The organism is Methanoregula formicica SMSP (assembly GCF_000327485.1).
GTDB lineage: Archaea > Halobacteriota > Methanomicrobia > Methanomicrobiales > Methanospirillaceae > Methanoregula > Methanoregula formicica.
In genome coordinates this window covers 2,712,175-2,727,576 of the sequence record NC_019943.1, presented here as the reverse complement: position 1 = coordinate 2,727,576, position 15,402 = coordinate 2,712,175, and the positions used below count along the sequence as shown (strand labels likewise).

The 15,402-nt window shown below is 60.5% G+C and carries 16 protein-coding genes; 10 read left to right on the top strand and 6 right to left on the bottom strand.

The features are described 5' to 3' along the window. Positions 1-75: 75 nt before the first annotated feature. Positions 76-1,251 carry an aminotransferase-like domain-containing protein gene (locus METFOR_RS13785; protein WP_015286771.1) on the bottom strand — a complete coding sequence of 392 codons (1,176 nt, stop codon included), beginning with the start codon at positions 1,249-1,251 and terminating at the stop codon, positions 76-78. A 177-nt stretch (positions 1,252-1,428) separates the two neighbouring features. Here METFOR_RS13785 and METFOR_RS13780 point away from each other — a divergent pair, with 177 nt between their 5' ends. The 5 genes from METFOR_RS13780 to METFOR_RS13760 all read left to right on the top strand — a co-directional run bounded on the left by METFOR_RS13780 (position 1,429) and on the right by METFOR_RS13760 (position 5,653). Next, positions 1,429-2,652, top strand: a complete 1,224-nt coding sequence (locus tag METFOR_RS13780; RefSeq protein WP_048111015.1) for an aldo/keto reductase — start codon at positions 1,429-1,431, stop codon at positions 2,650-2,652. 8 nt (positions 2,653-2,660) lie between these two features. After that, the gene (locus METFOR_RS13775) at positions 2,661-3,236 is read left to right on the top strand and encodes a TetR/AcrR family transcriptional regulator (RefSeq protein ID WP_015286769.1); all 576 of its coding nucleotides are present in this window, start codon (positions 2,661-2,663) and stop codon (positions 3,234-3,236) included. A gap of 12 nt (positions 3,237-3,248) precedes the next feature. Further along, a complete protein-coding gene (locus METFOR_RS13770) occupies positions 3,249-3,974 on the top strand; it encodes an ABC transporter ATP-binding protein (protein ID WP_015286768.1) in 726 nt (241 codons plus the stop codon). Next, positions 3,967-5,373, top strand: coding sequence for a hypothetical protein (locus tag METFOR_RS13765; RefSeq protein WP_015286767.1), 1,407 nt, complete (start codon positions 3,967-3,969; stop codon positions 5,371-5,373). The genes METFOR_RS13770 and METFOR_RS13765 overlap by 8 nt, the downstream gene beginning before the upstream one ends. Before the next feature lie 70 nt (positions 5,374-5,443). Next, positions 5,444-5,653, top strand: a complete 210-nt coding sequence (locus METFOR_RS13760; RefSeq protein WP_015286766.1) for a hypothetical protein — start codon at positions 5,444-5,446, stop codon at positions 5,651-5,653. A gap of 222 nt (positions 5,654-5,875) precedes the next feature. Here the strand turns inward: METFOR_RS13760 and METFOR_RS13755 are convergent, their stop codons facing one another. The 3 genes from METFOR_RS13755 to METFOR_RS13745 all read right to left on the bottom strand — a co-directional run bounded on the left by METFOR_RS13755 (position 5,876) and on the right by METFOR_RS13745 (position 7,728). After that, positions 5,876-6,100 carry a type II toxin-antitoxin system HicB family antitoxin gene (locus tag METFOR_RS13755; RefSeq protein WP_048111464.1) on the bottom strand — a complete coding sequence of 75 codons (225 nt, stop codon included), beginning with the start codon at positions 6,098-6,100 and terminating at the stop codon, positions 5,876-5,878. A gap of 65 nt (positions 6,101-6,165) precedes the next feature. Then, positions 6,166-6,921, bottom strand: coding sequence for a hypothetical protein (locus METFOR_RS13750; protein ID WP_015286764.1), 756 nt, complete (start codon positions 6,919-6,921; stop codon positions 6,166-6,168). 27 nt (positions 6,922-6,948) lie between these two features. Next, complete coding sequence (locus METFOR_RS13745) at positions 6,949-7,728, bottom strand: DNA-methyltransferase (RefSeq protein WP_015286763.1); 780 nt, start codon at positions 7,726-7,728, stop codon at positions 6,949-6,951. Between the two features lie 220 nt (positions 7,729-7,948). On the opposite strand from METFOR_RS13745, the gene METFOR_RS13740 reads away from it, so the two are divergent. From METFOR_RS13740 to METFOR_RS13720, 5 genes are read left to right on the top strand one after another with little or no spacing between them, the layout of a single operon-like run. Beyond that, positions 7,949-8,746, top strand: a complete 798-nt coding sequence (locus METFOR_RS13740; protein WP_015286762.1) for a hypothetical protein — start codon at positions 7,949-7,951, stop codon at positions 8,744-8,746. 59 nt (positions 8,747-8,805) lie between these two features. Continuing rightward, the gene (gene tsaA / locus METFOR_RS13735) at positions 8,806-9,309 is read left to right on the top strand and encodes a tRNA (N6-threonylcarbamoyladenosine(37)-N6)-methyltransferase TrmO (RefSeq protein ID WP_015286761.1); all 504 of its coding nucleotides are present in this window, start codon (positions 8,806-8,808) and stop codon (positions 9,307-9,309) included. Between the two features lie 50 nt (positions 9,310-9,359). Then, complete coding sequence (locus METFOR_RS13730; protein ID WP_015286760.1) at positions 9,360-9,731, top strand: hypothetical protein; 372 nt, start codon at positions 9,360-9,362, stop codon at positions 9,729-9,731. A 57-nt stretch (positions 9,732-9,788) separates the two neighbouring features. Next, positions 9,789-12,737 carry a phosphoribosylformylglycinamidine synthase subunit PurL gene (locus METFOR_RS13725; protein WP_015286759.1) on the top strand — a complete coding sequence of 983 codons (2,949 nt, stop codon included), beginning with the start codon at positions 9,789-9,791 and terminating at the stop codon, positions 12,735-12,737. Between the two features lie 2 nt (positions 12,738-12,739). Beyond that, entirely contained in the window at positions 12,740-13,606 is an 867-nt protein-coding gene (locus METFOR_RS13720) for a phosphoribosylformylglycinamidine synthase subunit PurQ (protein WP_015286758.1), read from the top strand. Positions 13,607-13,649: 43 nt separating this feature from the next. Here METFOR_RS13720 and METFOR_RS13715 read toward each other — a convergent pair whose 3' ends face one another. Both METFOR_RS13715 and METFOR_RS13710 read right to left on the bottom strand, forming a co-directional pair. Then, entirely contained in the window at positions 13,650-14,615 is a 966-nt protein-coding gene (locus tag METFOR_RS13715) for a hypothetical protein (protein ID WP_015286757.1), read from the bottom strand. An 88-nt stretch (positions 14,616-14,703) separates the two neighbouring features. Beyond that, a complete protein-coding gene (locus tag METFOR_RS13710) occupies positions 14,704-15,369 on the bottom strand; it encodes a zinc ribbon domain-containing protein (protein ID WP_015286756.1) in 666 nt (221 codons plus the stop codon). Positions 15,370-15,402: the final 33 nt, after the last annotated feature.

The following is a 15,402-nucleotide window of genomic DNA, read 5'->3' as shown; positions in this document are numbered from 1 at the left end:
GAAGGATTCTTCAAAGGTATCTCTTCCTGTACTGGTACATCAGGAAAAAGCGCTATTTATGTGATCCGTTATTTTTTACCGGAACGAGGCAACGACACGTGCGAGCCGGTGCATCCCCTCCGTGATCTGCTCTTCGGATGCTGAGGAGAAGTTCAGCCGGATCGTGTCCGTGCCGCCCCCGTCCACATAGAACGGGAGGCCGGGGAGCACAGCGACCTTGTCCTTTACCCCCCGGTCGAAGACCGCACGGGAGGAGAGGCCCGGAGGAAGGGTTGCAAGGAGGAACATGCCCCCCTCCGGGCTGGTGTGGGCCAGCTGCGGCATGAGGTCATCGAAGAGCTCGCACATCAGCCGGCACTTCCTGCCGTACACGGCCACGACCGTCCGGATATGGGCATCGAGGTCGTGGGTCGCGAGGTACCGGTACAGGATCTTCTGGCAGAGGAAGTTGGAGTGGAGGTCGGCTGCCTGTTTGACGACATTGAACTGTTTCAGGACTTCGGCCGGGGCAAACATCCACCCGATCCTCATGCCGGGCGCAACGGTCTTGGAGAACGAACCGGAGATGACGCACTGGTCGGGAGCATAGCGTTTGACCGGCAGCCGGGGTTTTGCATCGAAGAAGAGTTCCCCGAACGCGTCGTCCTCGTAGAAGACCGTGTCGCTGCCGGAAAGGATCTCCGCGATTGCTTTCCGCTTCTCCTGCGAGTAGGTCCGGCCCGAGGGATTCTGGGAATTGGGAATCCCGTAGAAGAATTTCGGGCGCCTGGATGTGACCAGGTCCCGGAACGCCTTGGTGTCCGGTCCGTCCTCTTCGAGCGGGACGGTGTCGATCACCGGCTCGTAGAGCGAGAAGGCCTCGATCGCCCCGAGGTAACCGGGCCGTTCCATGCCTACGTGGTCGCCCGCGTTCAGGAAGAGCTTGGCGAACAGGTCGAGGCACTGCTGCGAGCCGTTGACGATCTGGATCTCCTCTGCGGTTGCCGGGATGCCGAGCCGGCGCCGGTAGCGATCCGCGATGTACTCCCGCAGCGGAAGGTAGCCGTCCGTGGTGGTATACTGGAGAGCGATCTTAGGCTCCTCCTCAAAAACTTCCCGGGCTGCCCGTGCGATCCCTTCCGTGTCGATCAGGTCCGCTGAGGGAAGCCCCCCGGCAAAGGAGATGATGGAGGAATCGGACGATACCCGGAAGAGCTCTTCGAGAAAAGATTTCGGCGCCCGTGCGACCCTGTCGGCGAACTGGTACTGCATGGTAAGACCCGTGGCCGCGCCCGTTTGCGGCCGGATAGTTCCGGTGCATTGGACTGCGGGAGAAAAAAAGGTATGGAAACGGGGTAAGGGGAAGGTCGGCCCGGCTCTTGCGGATTCCGCACCTTTATTACCTTGCCCGACATATTGACTGACCAGTCAGTTTACATGGTGTTCCCGATGTTGTACCGGACTGTTCCCAAATCAGGGGACCGGCTCTCCGCGCTCGGCTTCGGCTGCATGCGCCTCCCTTCAAAGGGCCGGAGTGTTGACGAAGAGCGGGCAATCCGCCAGATCCGCCACGCGATCGACAGCGGCGTCAATTACTTTGACACGGCGCCCGTCTACCATTTTGGCAAGAGCGAGCAGGTACTTGCAAAGGCGCTTGAAGGCGGGTACCGCGAAAAGATCCGGATCGCGACCAAGCTCCCTCACTGGGAGGTCTTCGAACGCGAAGACATGGACCGGATCCTCAATGGCCAGCTGGAGATCCTCCGGACCGATCACATCGATTACTATCTCCTCCACAGCCTTGCCGGGAAGAGTTTCCGGATCATGAAAGACCTCGGTGTCCTTGAATTCCTTGACGCTGCAAAAACGGATGGCCGGATCATCCATGCCGGTTTCTCGTTCCACGGGATCCTTGACGATTTCAAAAATATCGTGGACGCGTATGACTGGGACTTCTGCCAGATCCAGTACAATTACCTTGACGAGAAGATCCAGGCAGGCACCGAGGGCCTGAAGTACGCTGCGGCAAAAGGCCTCGCGGTCATGATCATGGAGCCGCTGCGGGGCGGCAATCTTGCCGGCCGGACTCCCGGGAGCGTGGAGAAGATCTGGGCCGAATCTCCTGTGAAGCGGTCGCCGGCCGAGTGGGGCCTGCGCTGGGTCTGGGACCACCCGGAGGTTACCGTTGTCCTCTCCGGTATGAACGATGAGGCCCACATCGACGAGAACATCCGGGTCGCGGGCGAGGCGTTGCCGGGATCGCTCACGCCCGATGAACAGGCGCTCATCGGCAGGGTGCGGGACGAGTACCGCCGGTTGATGAAAGTCGGGTGCACGGGCTGCGGGTACTGCATGCCCTGTCCCGCCGGTGTCGACATCCCCGGCGTCTTTTCGAGTTACAATGCACACGCCCTCTTCCCGCATGACCCGGCGGGGAAGTTCCAGTACATCGGCCGGCATGGCGGGCTCATGGGGGAGAAGACCGCGGCCGGGCTCTGCCGGCAGTGCGGCAAGTGCGCGAAGGCGTGCCCGCAGCACCTCCCGATCCCGTCCCTGATGAAGGAGGTCTCGCGCGAGATGGAAGGGATGATGGACATCGCTGTCCCGGTCATGAAGGGCGGACTGTGGTGCATCAACCGGGCAAAACGGGTCAAACGGTTCTTTTTGGGGTGAGAAGTCGCATGCGTGAACCTTCGCCCGACAAGCAGGAAGCGATCCTGGAGACGGCGCTCCGGCTCTTCACCGAGCGGGGCTTTGCCGGCACGCCGACCTCACTCATTTCGAAAGAAGCCGGGGTTGCCACGGGGACGCTCTTTTTTTATTTCAAAACAAAGGAGGAACTCATCGACACGCTCTACCGTCGGGTGAAGAGCGAGGCGGCGCAGGCGATGGGCCGCGGCCTTGACGCGGAGAAAACGGCAAAGGACAAATTCTGCAGGCTCGGGAAGAATGCGGCCGGGTGGGGGATCAGGAATCCCGCGAAACTGAAGTTCATGGAGCAGTTCGCCCACTCCCCGTTTGTCTCCACGAGCGCCCACGAAGAGGGGATGAGCCATTTTCTCTTTCTGGAGGAACTTGTCCGGCAGGGGATTCGGGATGGCGAGATCCGAAATGTCGAACCGTCCGGCCTTTTCTGCCTGATGGCATCGGCCCTCTCGGGCATGATCGCCCATGCGCTCTCCACGGATGACAGAAAAGAGCGGGAACGGATCATCGAAGACGGCTTGGATTTCATCTGGTTCGGCATGAAAGCGTGAGGAGATGACAGTATGACAACAGTTCTGGAAGCGCGGGGCCTTTCGAAGGCCTATGGCGATGTACAGGCAGTGGACAACGTAACGCTCTCGGTTGAGGAGGGGGCGCTCTTCGGCCTGCTGGGCCCGAACGGCTCCGGCAAGACCACGATGATCAAGATGCTGACCGGGCAGACCCGGCCGAGCGGGGGATCGGCGCAGGTGCTCGGCGTGGATGTGACCGCGGACCCGGTCGGGGTCCGGGCCCGGGTCGGGATCATCCCCGAGCAGGAGACACCGCCCAGTTTCCTCTCCGCAATGGAGTACCTCCGGTTCGTTGCCGCGGTTCGGAAGATCCCGGATATCGAGACAAAAGCGGAGTGGTGGTTCGACTTCCTCGATTTCGCCGACAAGAAGAACGTGCTCTGTAAGGATCTCTCCCGGGGCACCCGGCAGAAGCTGATGTTCACCCAGGCTTTCATCCACGAGCCGGCGCTCGCGCTGATTGATGAGCCGCTCATCAACTTCGACCCGATCATGCAGGACCTGGTCAAGGAGTACCTTGCAGGCTACGTGAAGAAGGGGAAGACGATCTTCATCTCAACGCATATCCTCGAGGTGGCCGAGGAGATCTGCTCGGAGTTTGCCATCCTCCACAAGGGGAAGCTGCTCCACAACGGCACCGTTGCCGAACTGACCGGCGGGGGCGACCACCTGCCGTCCTTCTTCCTCTCGCTTGTCCGGAAGGATCGCCATGCTTGAGCTCTTCCATGCCATGATGAAGGAGGAGTGGCGGGTCCATTCCACGATGTTTGGCAGCCTCTCGTTCGCGCTCTTCCCGTTCATGATCTTCGGGATCGCGTTCATGGGTGCGTTCCTTGTCCCGCTGATGCAGACAACAGTTCCTGCAGGAAGCCTCACCTTCATGATCCACGGGAGTTACCTGATGCTCGGGATCATGGTCGGCGGGTTCGGCCTTCTCGGGAACGAAGTCATGAACCGGCGCTTCGGGCAGGCAAGCCTGCTTGCTTACTCCGCCCGGAGCCTCCCGCTCTCCGAGAAGTTGATCTTTGCAAACTTCGTGGTCAAGGACACGGTCTACTACTTCTTCCTCTGGGTCCTCCCGTTCGGGCTCGGGTACCTCCTCGCCACTCCCTGGACCGGCGTCCCGCTCACATCAGCCCTGCTCCTGCTCCTCACGCTCTCGCTCGCGTTCCTCTACGGCCTCTCTATGATCTTCTTCCTCTCGACCGTGTATGCCCGGTCGAAGGTTGCATTCTGGATCTTCCTTCTCGCGTGTCTTGCGGACCTTGCAGCCATCTCGCTTGTCACCGGGGCAAACCCGGCACTCCTCTTCCCGCCCCTCCTGCTCGGCAGCGCGTTCACGCTGGAGCACCTTCTTGTCTCCTGCCTCCTGCCGGCATTCCTCTTCATCGTCTCCCTCTGGCTCTTCCTGCCGGAATCCGTGGGATCCGAGAAGACCTATCGTGACTCGTTTGGTCCGCTGGCAAAGCGCCTCTCGTTCCTGCCCAATCCCCCGCTTGCGGCAAAGGACACGCTCGACCTGTACCGGAGCGGGAGCATGATCGGCCAGACGATCTTCTCCTTCATCCTGCCCCTTGCCGTGATCTGGTTCTTCCTCTCCCTCCTCGGCCCGTTCTTCCCGCCCCATGGCCTTCTCATGATCTTCGCGATCACGGCCGGCGTTATTGCTTCGACCATGTACACGTGGGTCACGATGTTCGACACGTTCGGGCCGTATGCCTGCCTGCCGGTGGCGGTCAGCACGCTGATCGAAAGCAAGCTGACAACGTTTGCGATCCTCCAGCTGATCCCCGCGGCGTTCATCGCCGCCGTGGCGATCCTCGCGGGAGAGGCAGCGGTCCTTGTCCCCGCGGTTGTGCTTGGCCTCTCGGTCTCGTTCTATGCAGTCGCGGTTATGGCATGGCTCGCCGGGCTCTCGCCGAGTGTCATGGTTTATGACGTGAAAGTGCTCGCCTGGTATCTCGTGCTCACCGGGATCGTGCTGGTACTCTTCACCGCGGCAGCGTTCGCGAACCCGTATTATGCGCTTGCCTCTGTGGTCCTCGCTATCCCTGCATGGTGGTTTATTCAGAAAGCAAAAGTGCGGTGGGATGCAGTGGACCCGGCGGGGTTCTGATCATTCCGTCTCATTCCGGCACCCCCGTCAGGTCCCCCCTTTTTAACTATTCCCGAAGCAAGGATCCGGTATGAACACTCCGCAACGGTCCGCGATACCTGCTGTCAAGCATATCGCAAAGATCCTGATCCTGCTGGGGCTCGTTGTCCTTATGTATAGCTTGACCGGCTGGCCGTTCCCGGGAACAGTACCTTTTCTCCCGCACGTCTCCCTGTTCCTGATAGCCATCGGGCTTATCCTCCTGAAAAAGCCTGAATACCTTGCGCTTGCGCTGATCTGATCGGTATCTGGGAGTTTCAGAGCACTTGTCAGCATATACGCAGTCTCGGAACTCGAAGTTGGAGAGGTTCATCAGAACCTCGACAATGAGAAGGGAGGCACAGCCGACCTTCGAAGAATAGCTTCGCAATTCTTCTCGTCCTCGACCTTCTGATGAAGGTCTCGGAACTCGAAGAAGTGATGAAAAATTGAGAAATTTGTTTTCCCGGTTCACCCGGGAACGTTATGCGGAGTCAGCGACTTCGATCTTGATGATCTCAGAATGGACGGAGGCAATGGTCTTTGCCAGCTCCGCATTCTGGGCTTCCCGCACCACTTCGATCGCTTCGCGGATGTTTGCTATGGCTTCACCTTGGGTGTTGCCATACCCGCGTGCAGACGGAATCTCCACGCAGCGGGCAGTGAACCCGCCCTTCTCGTGGCACTCCGTGATGATGGTGTAGTGCATGATCATATAAGATCGAGGGGACTGTTTACAAAGTTTCTGGTCGGAATGGCCAAAAAACGGGTTTTTCAGCCGGTTTGCAGGTCATCCCCATGGTTTTTCTGCGCTTCATAGTCCTGGATGTGATCTTTTACTCCCGCCTCGAATGCGTCAGGATAGTGGCGGAACTCCTGCGCCACGAGCAGCATCCGGGCCGCATCCCCGACAGCCTTGTGGGGTTTTATGATATACCGGAACCGGTCCGGGATCTTGTAGGAGAAATGCTGTGAGGAAAGCGTCCTGCCATTCAGGGCAAACCCGATGACAAGGGACATGCGGTCAAGGGAAACATCCTCTTTCAAGGAATACCGGTGCCGGATCTCGCTCTGGAGGTCCCGGATGACAAACCCGCCGGTATTGACCCGGGCACGCTGGAATGTCTCCATCTCGCGGCGCCGTGCAAAGAAGACCAGGGTGTCGATATCTTTTGCATTCAGCGCCTGCATGAAGGCCCGGATATCGGCATGGGCGCCGGCAATGGCCTTTCTTGCACGGCGTGTCCCCTCTGCGTCAAGACGGTATTTTTCCTCCGGCAGCGTCTCGCCGGGCCGGCTGAGGTTGAAGACCCGCCTGAACCCGTCCACCCGTTTCCCGATGTGGTTGGTGACATTTTTCCAGAGCTCGACCTCGACATCGTGGCAGAAGTCCCTGCCGGCAAACGAGATGCTGTCGGAGACCGGCTCGTGCAGGACAACCCCGATCTCGATAGGGATCTGCATCCCCTGCCGGGTGCCGCGGATGCCGGCAAATTCCATATCGATGTACGCGGTCCACGGGGCAGGCATGCGTTGTTCACCAGTCGGCCGGATGGCTCACTCCTCCAGGGCCGGGGTTCCTGCACCCGCGAGGCGGTTCTGTGCGATGGCGCAGTATCCCCTGTCGATCTCGATACCGATCCCTCTCCGCCCGCAGAGGGCCGCGGCAACGAGCGTGCTCCCGCTCCCCATGAACGGGTCGAGCACGGTATCCCCGACAAACGTGAAGAGCTTCATGCATCGCAGCGGGAGCTCGACCGGGAACGGCGCCGGGTGCCCGATCTTCTTCTTGCTCTCGCCGTTGAATGTCCAGAGGCCGTTGGTCCAGGCCATGAACTCGTCCCGCGTGATATCGGATTTTCGCGAGCCGCTGGTCTTCTTCCAGCTGTCCTTGTAGAATACCACGATCAGTTCCACCGGCGCGATCACGTGCGGGGCCGAAGCGCTCATCCACGACCCCCACGCGGTCCGGCGCGAGATGTTCCCCTCATTCCAGACGATGGTGGAGTGGTACGAGAAGCCGGCCTCCTTTGCAATGGCCGTGAGATCTGCCCCCACGCTCTGGTGGCCTCCCTTGTTCTTGTCGAGCGGGATGTTCAAGCAGAAGCGCCCGTCGCGTCTCAGCCACCCGTGGCACCGTTTCATCCATCGGGCCGAGAAGGAAAGATACTCGTCATACGTGCCCCGGTCATCGTGGGAGTTGTACGGGATGTCCACGTTGTAGGGCGGCGATGTTACCACGAGATCGATGCTCTCGTTCGCGATTGTCCGGGTGGCAAAAAGGTCCTCGTTGATGATCATGGACCGGTCATCACGGAAAAAAACAGTTCCTGCCACAATGCCCTCCTTACTACTGGTTTGTCAGCGTGAGGTTTAGCGTTTCGCTCTTTTTTTGGCCTGCTTTGGGGGAGGCAGATACATCCTGGAGTTATCCGGGTATTTCTATTCGATTGAACCGCATGGTTATACGAATAACCCCCGCCATCCTGCCAATATTATTAAGCACCTCCCCCACTTCTGAAGAGAGCATTCGTTTCTTTATTGAGGTGGAGAGAGCGTGGTTTTTTCAATTCCGAAGATGGCGTTCAGGGCAGGCATTGTTGTTGTGCTCCTGATGCTCATCGCACCGTCCGTGTCAGCAGCAGTTGACCCGGACACGATCCCCAGAAGTACCGCCCCCGACCATGCTGACCGGCCCGAAGCGATTCTTCTGGAAAAGACCCATATCGCGTACGTTGCCTGCGACCAGGACACCCGCATGAACGGCATCATCCGGTACATCGAGATCATCAGCAACGGCACCGGTGCCTATCGCCTCCGGCAGATCCGGGACGACTATCTGGTCACGGCCTCGACCATCCCCCTGATGCAGACCTCAGCCGAGATCGGGAAGGCCCGTGACAGTCTCGGCGCCTCTGCCCGGGAGTTCTCCGATGAGACGCAGGCGCAGATGCTGCTCTTCAACGGGAGCGCGACCCGGATGCAGGCCTGTATCCGCAGCATGGCAAATGCAAGCGCAGTCAGGAATGCCGACAGCCCGGATGGCGCCCTCTGGCTCAAAAGCGAGTCCTCGCGGCTCGTGCTCTTCAACCGGGAATCAACAGACCGGAAACGGATCATCGCAGATCTGGGGAAACAGGGTGCCAACACGACACTCATCCGGAACATCTCGCTGCAGATCGATGCACAGCGCCCCAACATCCAGGGGGCCCTCATGAACAAGTCTTCGGAGGCGCTCCAGTCCACCAATGTCGTGATAAAAGACCTGAACCGCGAGTTCCGCTCGACCGTTGCCGACACCCGGGCTGCGCTTGCCATTGCGATGAAACGCGATGCGATCATGGCCATGAAATGACCGGCACCGTGCCCCTCCCGCATCCATACGTTTTTCCCTGAACCGCCTGAAATCTCTTCATGCAATCCCCGCCCGATTCTGCCCCGTCGATCACGCTCACCCCGGTTGGAACGATCCACTCGCCGTTCGCCGATATCGCGGGCATGCCCATCCAGCCGAACGGTGCCCGGGGCACACGGGGCACTGTCGAGGTATTCCCCTCCTTTGCGGGGGGCCTCCGGGATCTCGACGGGTTTGAGCGTATCATCCTGATCTATGCATTCCACCAGTGTAACGGGCACCAGCTGGTTGTCAGGCCCTTCCTTGACACCACGCCCCGTGGCGTCTTTGCCACCCGGTCGCCAAAGCGCCCGAATGCCATCGGCTTATCGACCGTCCGCCTCATCGAAGTGAAGGGCGGGACACTGACGGTCGAAGATATCGATGTGCTGGACGGCACGCCGCTGCTTGACATCAAGCCGTACGTCCCGGCCTTCGATGCGTACCCCGGCTCCCGCTGCGGGTGGTTCGAGAACGTTGCCTGCAATGCCGAGACCCACCGGTCCGATGACCGGTTCCGGTAGGTCCTGCAAAGCCTCATCATGATGCGGGTCCAACAAACCCCCTGATCGCCATGCACTGGTACCCGCTCTCAGGAAAAGATGCCGTCCTCCTCCTGCTCGTCTTCGTGATGAGCGGGATATTCAGCCGGGTCCAGCCGTATTTTGTCGCCCCCTCCCTCATCCCGTTCACCTACGCCTTCTTCCTCTTCCTCCTCATGCTGGCCTATTTCCCCCTTGCCCGGCCGAAAGACCCGCTGGCGCTGGGGAAGTTCCTTGCGCTCCTTCTCGGGGCGATTTACGCAGTTATGATCGTTCTTGTCGAGATCATCGGCCGGCACAATTATTCCTGGGGCAGCGTTGTTGTCCTTGCCGGAGCCGTCCTCTCCCCGCTCGTGGCAGCCGGGATCTACCATCTCTTCTTTGGGCGCCGTCCCCCGCGCTGAACGGCTTCCTGCCCCCTTCGATATCTATTTTCTCCTTGTGCAGCAAACCCTGTATACATGGCTTCTTTTGTCCACCGCATAGAAGTTCACTTCACCAAAGACCCCCGGCTGAAGACCCGGACGGACCGTGTCCGTTCGCTCGGTTTTCCGGTCGACGAGCTGCACCTTGCCGATGTCTATACGATCGTAACCCGTTCCCGCGACTTCACCCGGGACGAGCTTGTACAGGTTGCGCAGCAGCTGGTCAACCCGGTGGTGCAGGAGTATACGGTGGATGAAGCTACCCTGCCGCTCTTCGATTATGCCATCGAGGTCGGGTTCCTCCCGGGCGTTACCGATAATGTGGGCACGACCGCCCGGCAGACCATCGAGGACTTCCTCGCGATGAAATTTGTTGAGGGGGAAGCGGTGTACTCCTCGCAGCTCTATTTCGTGCGGGGCCAGATGCCGCGGCCGGCACTTGAGAAGCTTGCCGCAACGCTTGCAAACCCGCTGGTCAACCGGGTCTATATCCGCACCCGGCAGGAGTACGGGCAGAAGGGAATGGACCGGGTCGTCCCCGCCGTCGAGCTCCATGAACTCTCCACCGCCGAACCGGTAGATCTTGAGATCAGCGACGCAGAACTCATGAAACTGGGAAAAGAAGGGATTTTAGACCCGCAGACCGGCCAGCGCCGGGGGCCGCTCGCCCTTGACCTTGCGCAGCTCCATACCATCCGCGATCATTTCCGCACGCTTGGGAGAAAACCGACCGATGTGGAACTCGAGTCGCTTGCCCAGACCTGGAGCGAGCACTGCAAGCACACGATCTTTGCGTCCTCCATGGACGATGACGTGCCCCGCGGGCTGTACAAAACCTACATCCAGGCAGCAACGAACGAGATCCGCGAGGCAGCGGGGGAGAAGGACATCTGCGTCTCGGTCTTCTCCGACAATTCCGGCGCGATCGTCTTCGACGACGAGTTCATTGTCACGCACAAGGTCGAGACCCACAACTCGCCCTCCGCCCTCGACCCGTTCGGCGGGGCCCTCACCGGCATCGTGGGAGTGAACCGCGACACCATCGGATTCGGCCTCGGGGCAAAGCCCTGCATCAACATCTATGGTTTCTGCGTCGGCGACCCGGAGACCGGCCCCTCCCTCTTCCGCGGGAAGGACGCATCAAACCCGGTCCTCTCTCCCCGGCAGATCCTCGAAGGGGTTGTGCGGGGCGTGGGGGTTGGGGGGAACTGCTCGGGCATCCCGACGCCGCAGGGCTTCTGCTGGTTCGACAACCGGTACGCGGGAAAACCGCTCGTATTCGCCGGGACCGTCGGGATCCTGCCCCGGGAAACGGGCGGGCGGAAGCTGCACGAGAAGACAGCGCACAAGGGCGACCTCATCGTGATGGTCGGCGGCCGCGTCGGAAAGGACGGGATCCACGGGGCCACGTTCTCTTCGGAGGCGCTCGATTCGAAGAGCCCGGTCACCGCAGTGCAGATCGGCGACCCGATCACCCAGAAGAAGTTCTCTGACGTGATCGTGAAGGAGGCCAGGGACCTTGGGCTGTACCGGAGCATCACGGACAACGGGGCCGGGGGGCTCTCCTGCTCGGTTGCCGAGATGGCAAAGGAGTGCAACGGCTGCCACGTTCACCTCGACCGGGTCCCGCTGAAGTACCACGGCATGGCGCCATGGGAGGTCTGGATCTCCGAGTCGCAGGAGAGAATGACGCTTGCCGTGCCCCCTGATAACCTCGGGGCATTCATGGACCTGATGGACCGCCGTGACGTGGAAGCAACTGTGATCGGTGAATTCACCGATTCCGGCCGGTGCGTGGTGGAGTGCGGGGGCAGGACCGTGATGGACATCGGGCTTGACTTCCTCCATGACGGCCTCCCGAAGAAACAGTTAACGACACGCTTTGAAAGGAAAGCGAACCCGGAGCCGGTCGTCCCCTGTCCCGGCCGGCTCGATGCAATCCTTCTCCTGATGATGAAGCAGAAGAACATCTGCTCAACGGAGTTCATCACCGTCCAGTACGACCATACCGTGCAGGGCGGCCACGTGCTCGGCCCGGTCCAGGGGAAGGGCCGGGTCCAGTCAGTCGCGACCCTGACAAAGGTGGTCCTGAACTCGAAGAAGGCGGTGGGGCTCTCGCAGGCCCTCTTCCCTTCGTATTCCGAGATCGATCCCTACCAGATGGCCGGTGCCGGTATCGACACCGCTATCCGCGGCCTTGTCGCGATGGGCATTCCCCCGGATACGATCGCGATCCTCGACAACTTCTGTTGGTGTTCATCGGACGATCCGGAGCGCCTCGGGCAGCTGAAACTCGCGGCAAAGGGCTGTTATGACTTCGCGAAGGCATTTTCGACACCGTTCATCTCCGGCAAGGATTCCATGTTCAACGACTTCTCGGGGTTCGACGCGGACAACAATCCCGTGAAGGTCTCGGTCCCGCCCACGCTCCTCATCTCGTCCATCGGCGTCCACCCGGATGCGGCAAAGGCGGTCTCGCTGGACGCAAAGATTGCAGGCGACCTCGTGTATATCGTGGGGCAAACAAGGGAGGAGCTGGGCGGGTCCGAGTACTTTGCCTACCTTGGCAGCCCCGGCAACACCGTGCCGGTGCTGGACGCAGGTGCGGCAAAGGAACGCTACGCCCGCCTTGCCTCTGCGATTGCCCACGAGCTCGTGGCCTCGGCGTTTCCGGTCAGCCACGGGGGTCTTGGCGTTGCGCTCGCAAAGGTCGCGGTTGCCGGAAAGCTTGGCATGGATCTCACGCTCCCGGTCCCGGATCGCATGCGGCCCGATTATTTCCTCTTCTCTGAATCGCTCTCCCGGTTTGTTGTTACGGTTGCGCCCGACCACAAGCGGGCATTTGAGCAGGCGCTGGGTGCGGATGCCGTGCTGGTCGGCCGGACCGGCGGCAGCCGCCTGCGGATCAGCGGCCGCGTCCTGCTGCTCGATGTCGGCGTCGATGACCTGGAGAAGGCCTACAAGGCACCATTCGGGGGGTACTGACAATGGCAGCAGCAAAGAGGAACATCAAAAGGCCCGTTGTGGCAGCGAAGGCGCCCGCAGCCCGCAAGATGATCCCCGAGAAGGCTCTTATCATGAGCGGGTACGGGATCAACTCCGAGATGGAGACGCAGGAGGCGCTGGCCCGGGCCGGCATGGCCTCCGACATCGTCCACATTAACGACCTGATCGCGGGGGAGCAGCGGCTCTCTGACTACCGGCTTCTCGTCTTCCCGGGCGGATTCTCGTATGGCGACGACACCGGTGCCGGCAATGCCTATGCAAACCGGGTGAGAAACAACCTCTGGGACGAACTCCAGGAGTTCCTGGATGGCGACAATCTGGTGCTTGGCATCTGCAACGGGTTCCAGATCCTGGCAAACCTCGGCCTGGTTCCCGCGTTTGACCGGAGTTATGGACGCGAGATTGCCCTCATGCCAAACCGCGGCGGAAGGCTTGAGTGCCGGTTCGTCACCCTGAAGCCGGAACACGAAAGCCACTGGACAAAGGGGATCGAGCGCATCTGGTGCCCGGTCTCCCATGGTGAGGGAAACTTCTCCTGTTCAGCAGAGACACTCAAAAAGATCAAACAGAAGAAGATGGTGGCGTTCACCTACTGCCGCGAGGACATGAGCCCGGCAAACGGTGAATACCCGTACAATCCCAACGGGGCGCTCGGGGATATTGCCGGCATCACCTCAGCCGACAGGAAAGTGCTCGGCATGATGCCGCATCCCGAACGGGCCATGGAGTTTTACAACCTCTACGACTGGCCGCTGGTAAAAGAGCAGGCCCGGCGCGAGGGAAGGCCGGTGCCAAAAGAATCGCCCAACATGCAGATCTTCAAAAATATCGTGGAATACTTCTCGTAATCCTGTTTTTTTGATGAGGGTCCGCCCCTCTTCCTTTGCCCCCTCACTCTTTTGTAAGGGTATAGACAATGACGGCACCGACAAAGATGATACCGAGAATCAGGAGTTTGTCGAGCCAGTCCGGAAGGGAAGCCTCACTGGGCGGCAGCGGTACCGGGGGCTGGTGGGTGGGTGCCCTGCCGTCCGCGTTTTTGACCGTCACGTATGCCATGGCGCTCTTTTCGCCCCCCATTGCCGCGCTGGACAGGGTGATGCGATACTTCCCCGGTTCGAGGCCGGGCTCTTCCAGAACGTACGACCACCTGTTCAGGCTGCTGCCGGGGAGGATGGCAATGTCTTTGGTGGTAATCGCCGTACCGGACCCGGCATCGGAGATAACAGCATGGATCGCATCATCGCCCCGCAGGTTCGTGGTGCCGGAAATGACGATCTTCTCGCCGGTTGTTGTGTCCGGAAGGCGCGAGTCCGAGGCTGGGATGATCCCGTCGAAGTAGATGGATGGTTTTTCGACAGAGAAATACCGGACAAGGAAGATGTCATCTACCCCCTCCAGCCGGGCCGAGGATGCAAGTGCCTCAGCCTCCCGCTGGACATTGCCCGGGAGGTCTTCCATCCGGCCGAGGCGGAAGATGATCTTGCCCCGGTTCATGACCGTCAGGTTGCCCCCGGTATCCCTGCCGGGCCCGATCTCAAAGGAACGCGATTGCCCGGGGTCCTGAAGCACCACGGCATACTGCCCGTTCTGGAACTTCATGGTGTCGGTCGGTTTGTACACGAGGGAAAAGTTGCCGTACCGGTCAGGGGTCACGGTCCTGACATCGAAGTACTCCCTCCCGATGATCCAGAGGGCAACCGTGCTGTTTTTCGCACCGATGCCGCTGACGACAAACGTGTCGCCCTTCGTGATGATCTGGGGGGTGCTGGCGCTGTAGTAGACCTCAGCGGCGGCAGGAAATGCGAGGCAGGACGCTGCAAGGAACAGAATCAGAATGGGAATTGCAGACTTCATGCACTATCACCGCGGGGAATACTAATTCGTGTACCCTGAGCGGTTATACGTTTTCGGGTCTGGATGAGGGGGGCCTCACCGGCCCCGCCTACTTTTTCAGGAAGTTGAGGCCGCCCTTCCTGCGGGATGCCGGTTCAGCAGGTGCCGGGAAGTCGTCAAGACCCGCAGCGGATTTCTTGTAATCCTTCAGTTCATCGGCTATCAGGGGGAGGTGGGAGTATTTCTTCTGCGGGACCCGGATCTGCGGGGCGGGCGCCGGGGTTTCCTGTTCGCCGGGGCTGTCGGACCAGGGGTCCCAGTCGGCCGCCGGGGGCTCCTCCACTATTGGGAGGGGAGAGCGCTTCGGGGTGAGGACCACGGACGGGGCAGGCGAGGCCGGTGCCGCTGCGGGTGGGGCGGCGGCTGTCTTCAGTGCTGCCCCGCACCGGTTACAGAAGCCGGCGTTTTCAGGATTGACAAAGCCGCAGGACGCACAGGTCCCCGGCTTTGCAAACGTTGTCCCGCACCGGGTGCAGAACTTCGAGTTTTCGTCGATTGCCGGGTTCCCGCATGTCGGGCAGGCCAGGGATTTTTTCATCGGCCCCCCGCACTTGTCACAGAACTGCGCCAGGGGATCGGCCACCTGTGCGCCACAGGTCCCGCAGACCGGGAACTGCGGTTCCGGTTCATCCACGATCGCGGCCCCGCACCGGTTACAGAACCGTGATTCTCCGTCAGGTGCCGGGATACCACAGGAACTGCATTTTCTGGTCATGATACTCCTTAGTGGATTTTCGGGGCAGCGGGA

Coding starts and splice junctions, on each gene's coding strand:
- METFOR_RS13785 (WP_015286771.1), bottom strand. CDS start 1,251: ATGCAGTACCAGTTCGCCGACAGGGTCGCACGGGCGCCGAAATCTTTT.
- METFOR_RS13780 (WP_048111015.1), top strand. CDS start 1,429: ATGTTGTACCGGACTGTTCCCAAATCAGGGGACCGGCTCTCCGCGCTC.
- METFOR_RS13775 (WP_015286769.1), top strand. CDS start 2,661: ATGCGTGAACCTTCGCCCGACAAGCAGGAAGCGATCCTGGAGACGGCG.
- METFOR_RS13770 (WP_015286768.1), top strand. CDS start 3,249: ATGACAACAGTTCTGGAAGCGCGGGGCCTTTCGAAGGCCTATGGCGAT.
- METFOR_RS13765 (WP_015286767.1), top strand. CDS start 3,967: ATGCTTGAGCTCTTCCATGCCATGATGAAGGAGGAGTGGCGGGTCCAT.
- METFOR_RS13760 (WP_015286766.1), top strand. CDS start 5,444: ATGAACACTCCGCAACGGTCCGCGATACCTGCTGTCAAGCATATCGCA.
- METFOR_RS13755 (WP_048111464.1), bottom strand. CDS start 6,100: ATGCACTACACCATCATCACGGAGTGCCACGAGAAGGGCGGGTTCACT.
- METFOR_RS13750 (WP_015286764.1), bottom strand. CDS start 6,921: ATGCCTGCCCCGTGGACCGCGTACATCGATATGGAATTTGCCGGCATC.
- tsaA (WP_015286761.1), top strand. CDS start 8,806: ATGCAATCCCCGCCCGATTCTGCCCCGTCGATCACGCTCACCCCGGTT.
- METFOR_RS13730 (WP_015286760.1), top strand. CDS start 9,360: ATGCACTGGTACCCGCTCTCAGGAAAAGATGCCGTCCTCCTCCTGCTC.
- METFOR_RS13725 (WP_015286759.1), top strand. CDS start 9,789: ATGGCTTCTTTTGTCCACCGCATAGAAGTTCACTTCACCAAAGACCCC.
- METFOR_RS13720 (WP_015286758.1), top strand. CDS start 12,740: ATGGCAGCAGCAAAGAGGAACATCAAAAGGCCCGTTGTGGCAGCGAAG.
- METFOR_RS13715 (WP_015286757.1), bottom strand. CDS start 14,615: ATGAAGTCTGCAATTCCCATTCTGATTCTGTTCCTTGCAGCGTCCTGC.
- METFOR_RS13710 (WP_015286756.1), bottom strand. CDS start 15,369: ATGACCAGAAAATGCAGTTCCTGTGGTATCCCGGCACCTGACGGAGAA.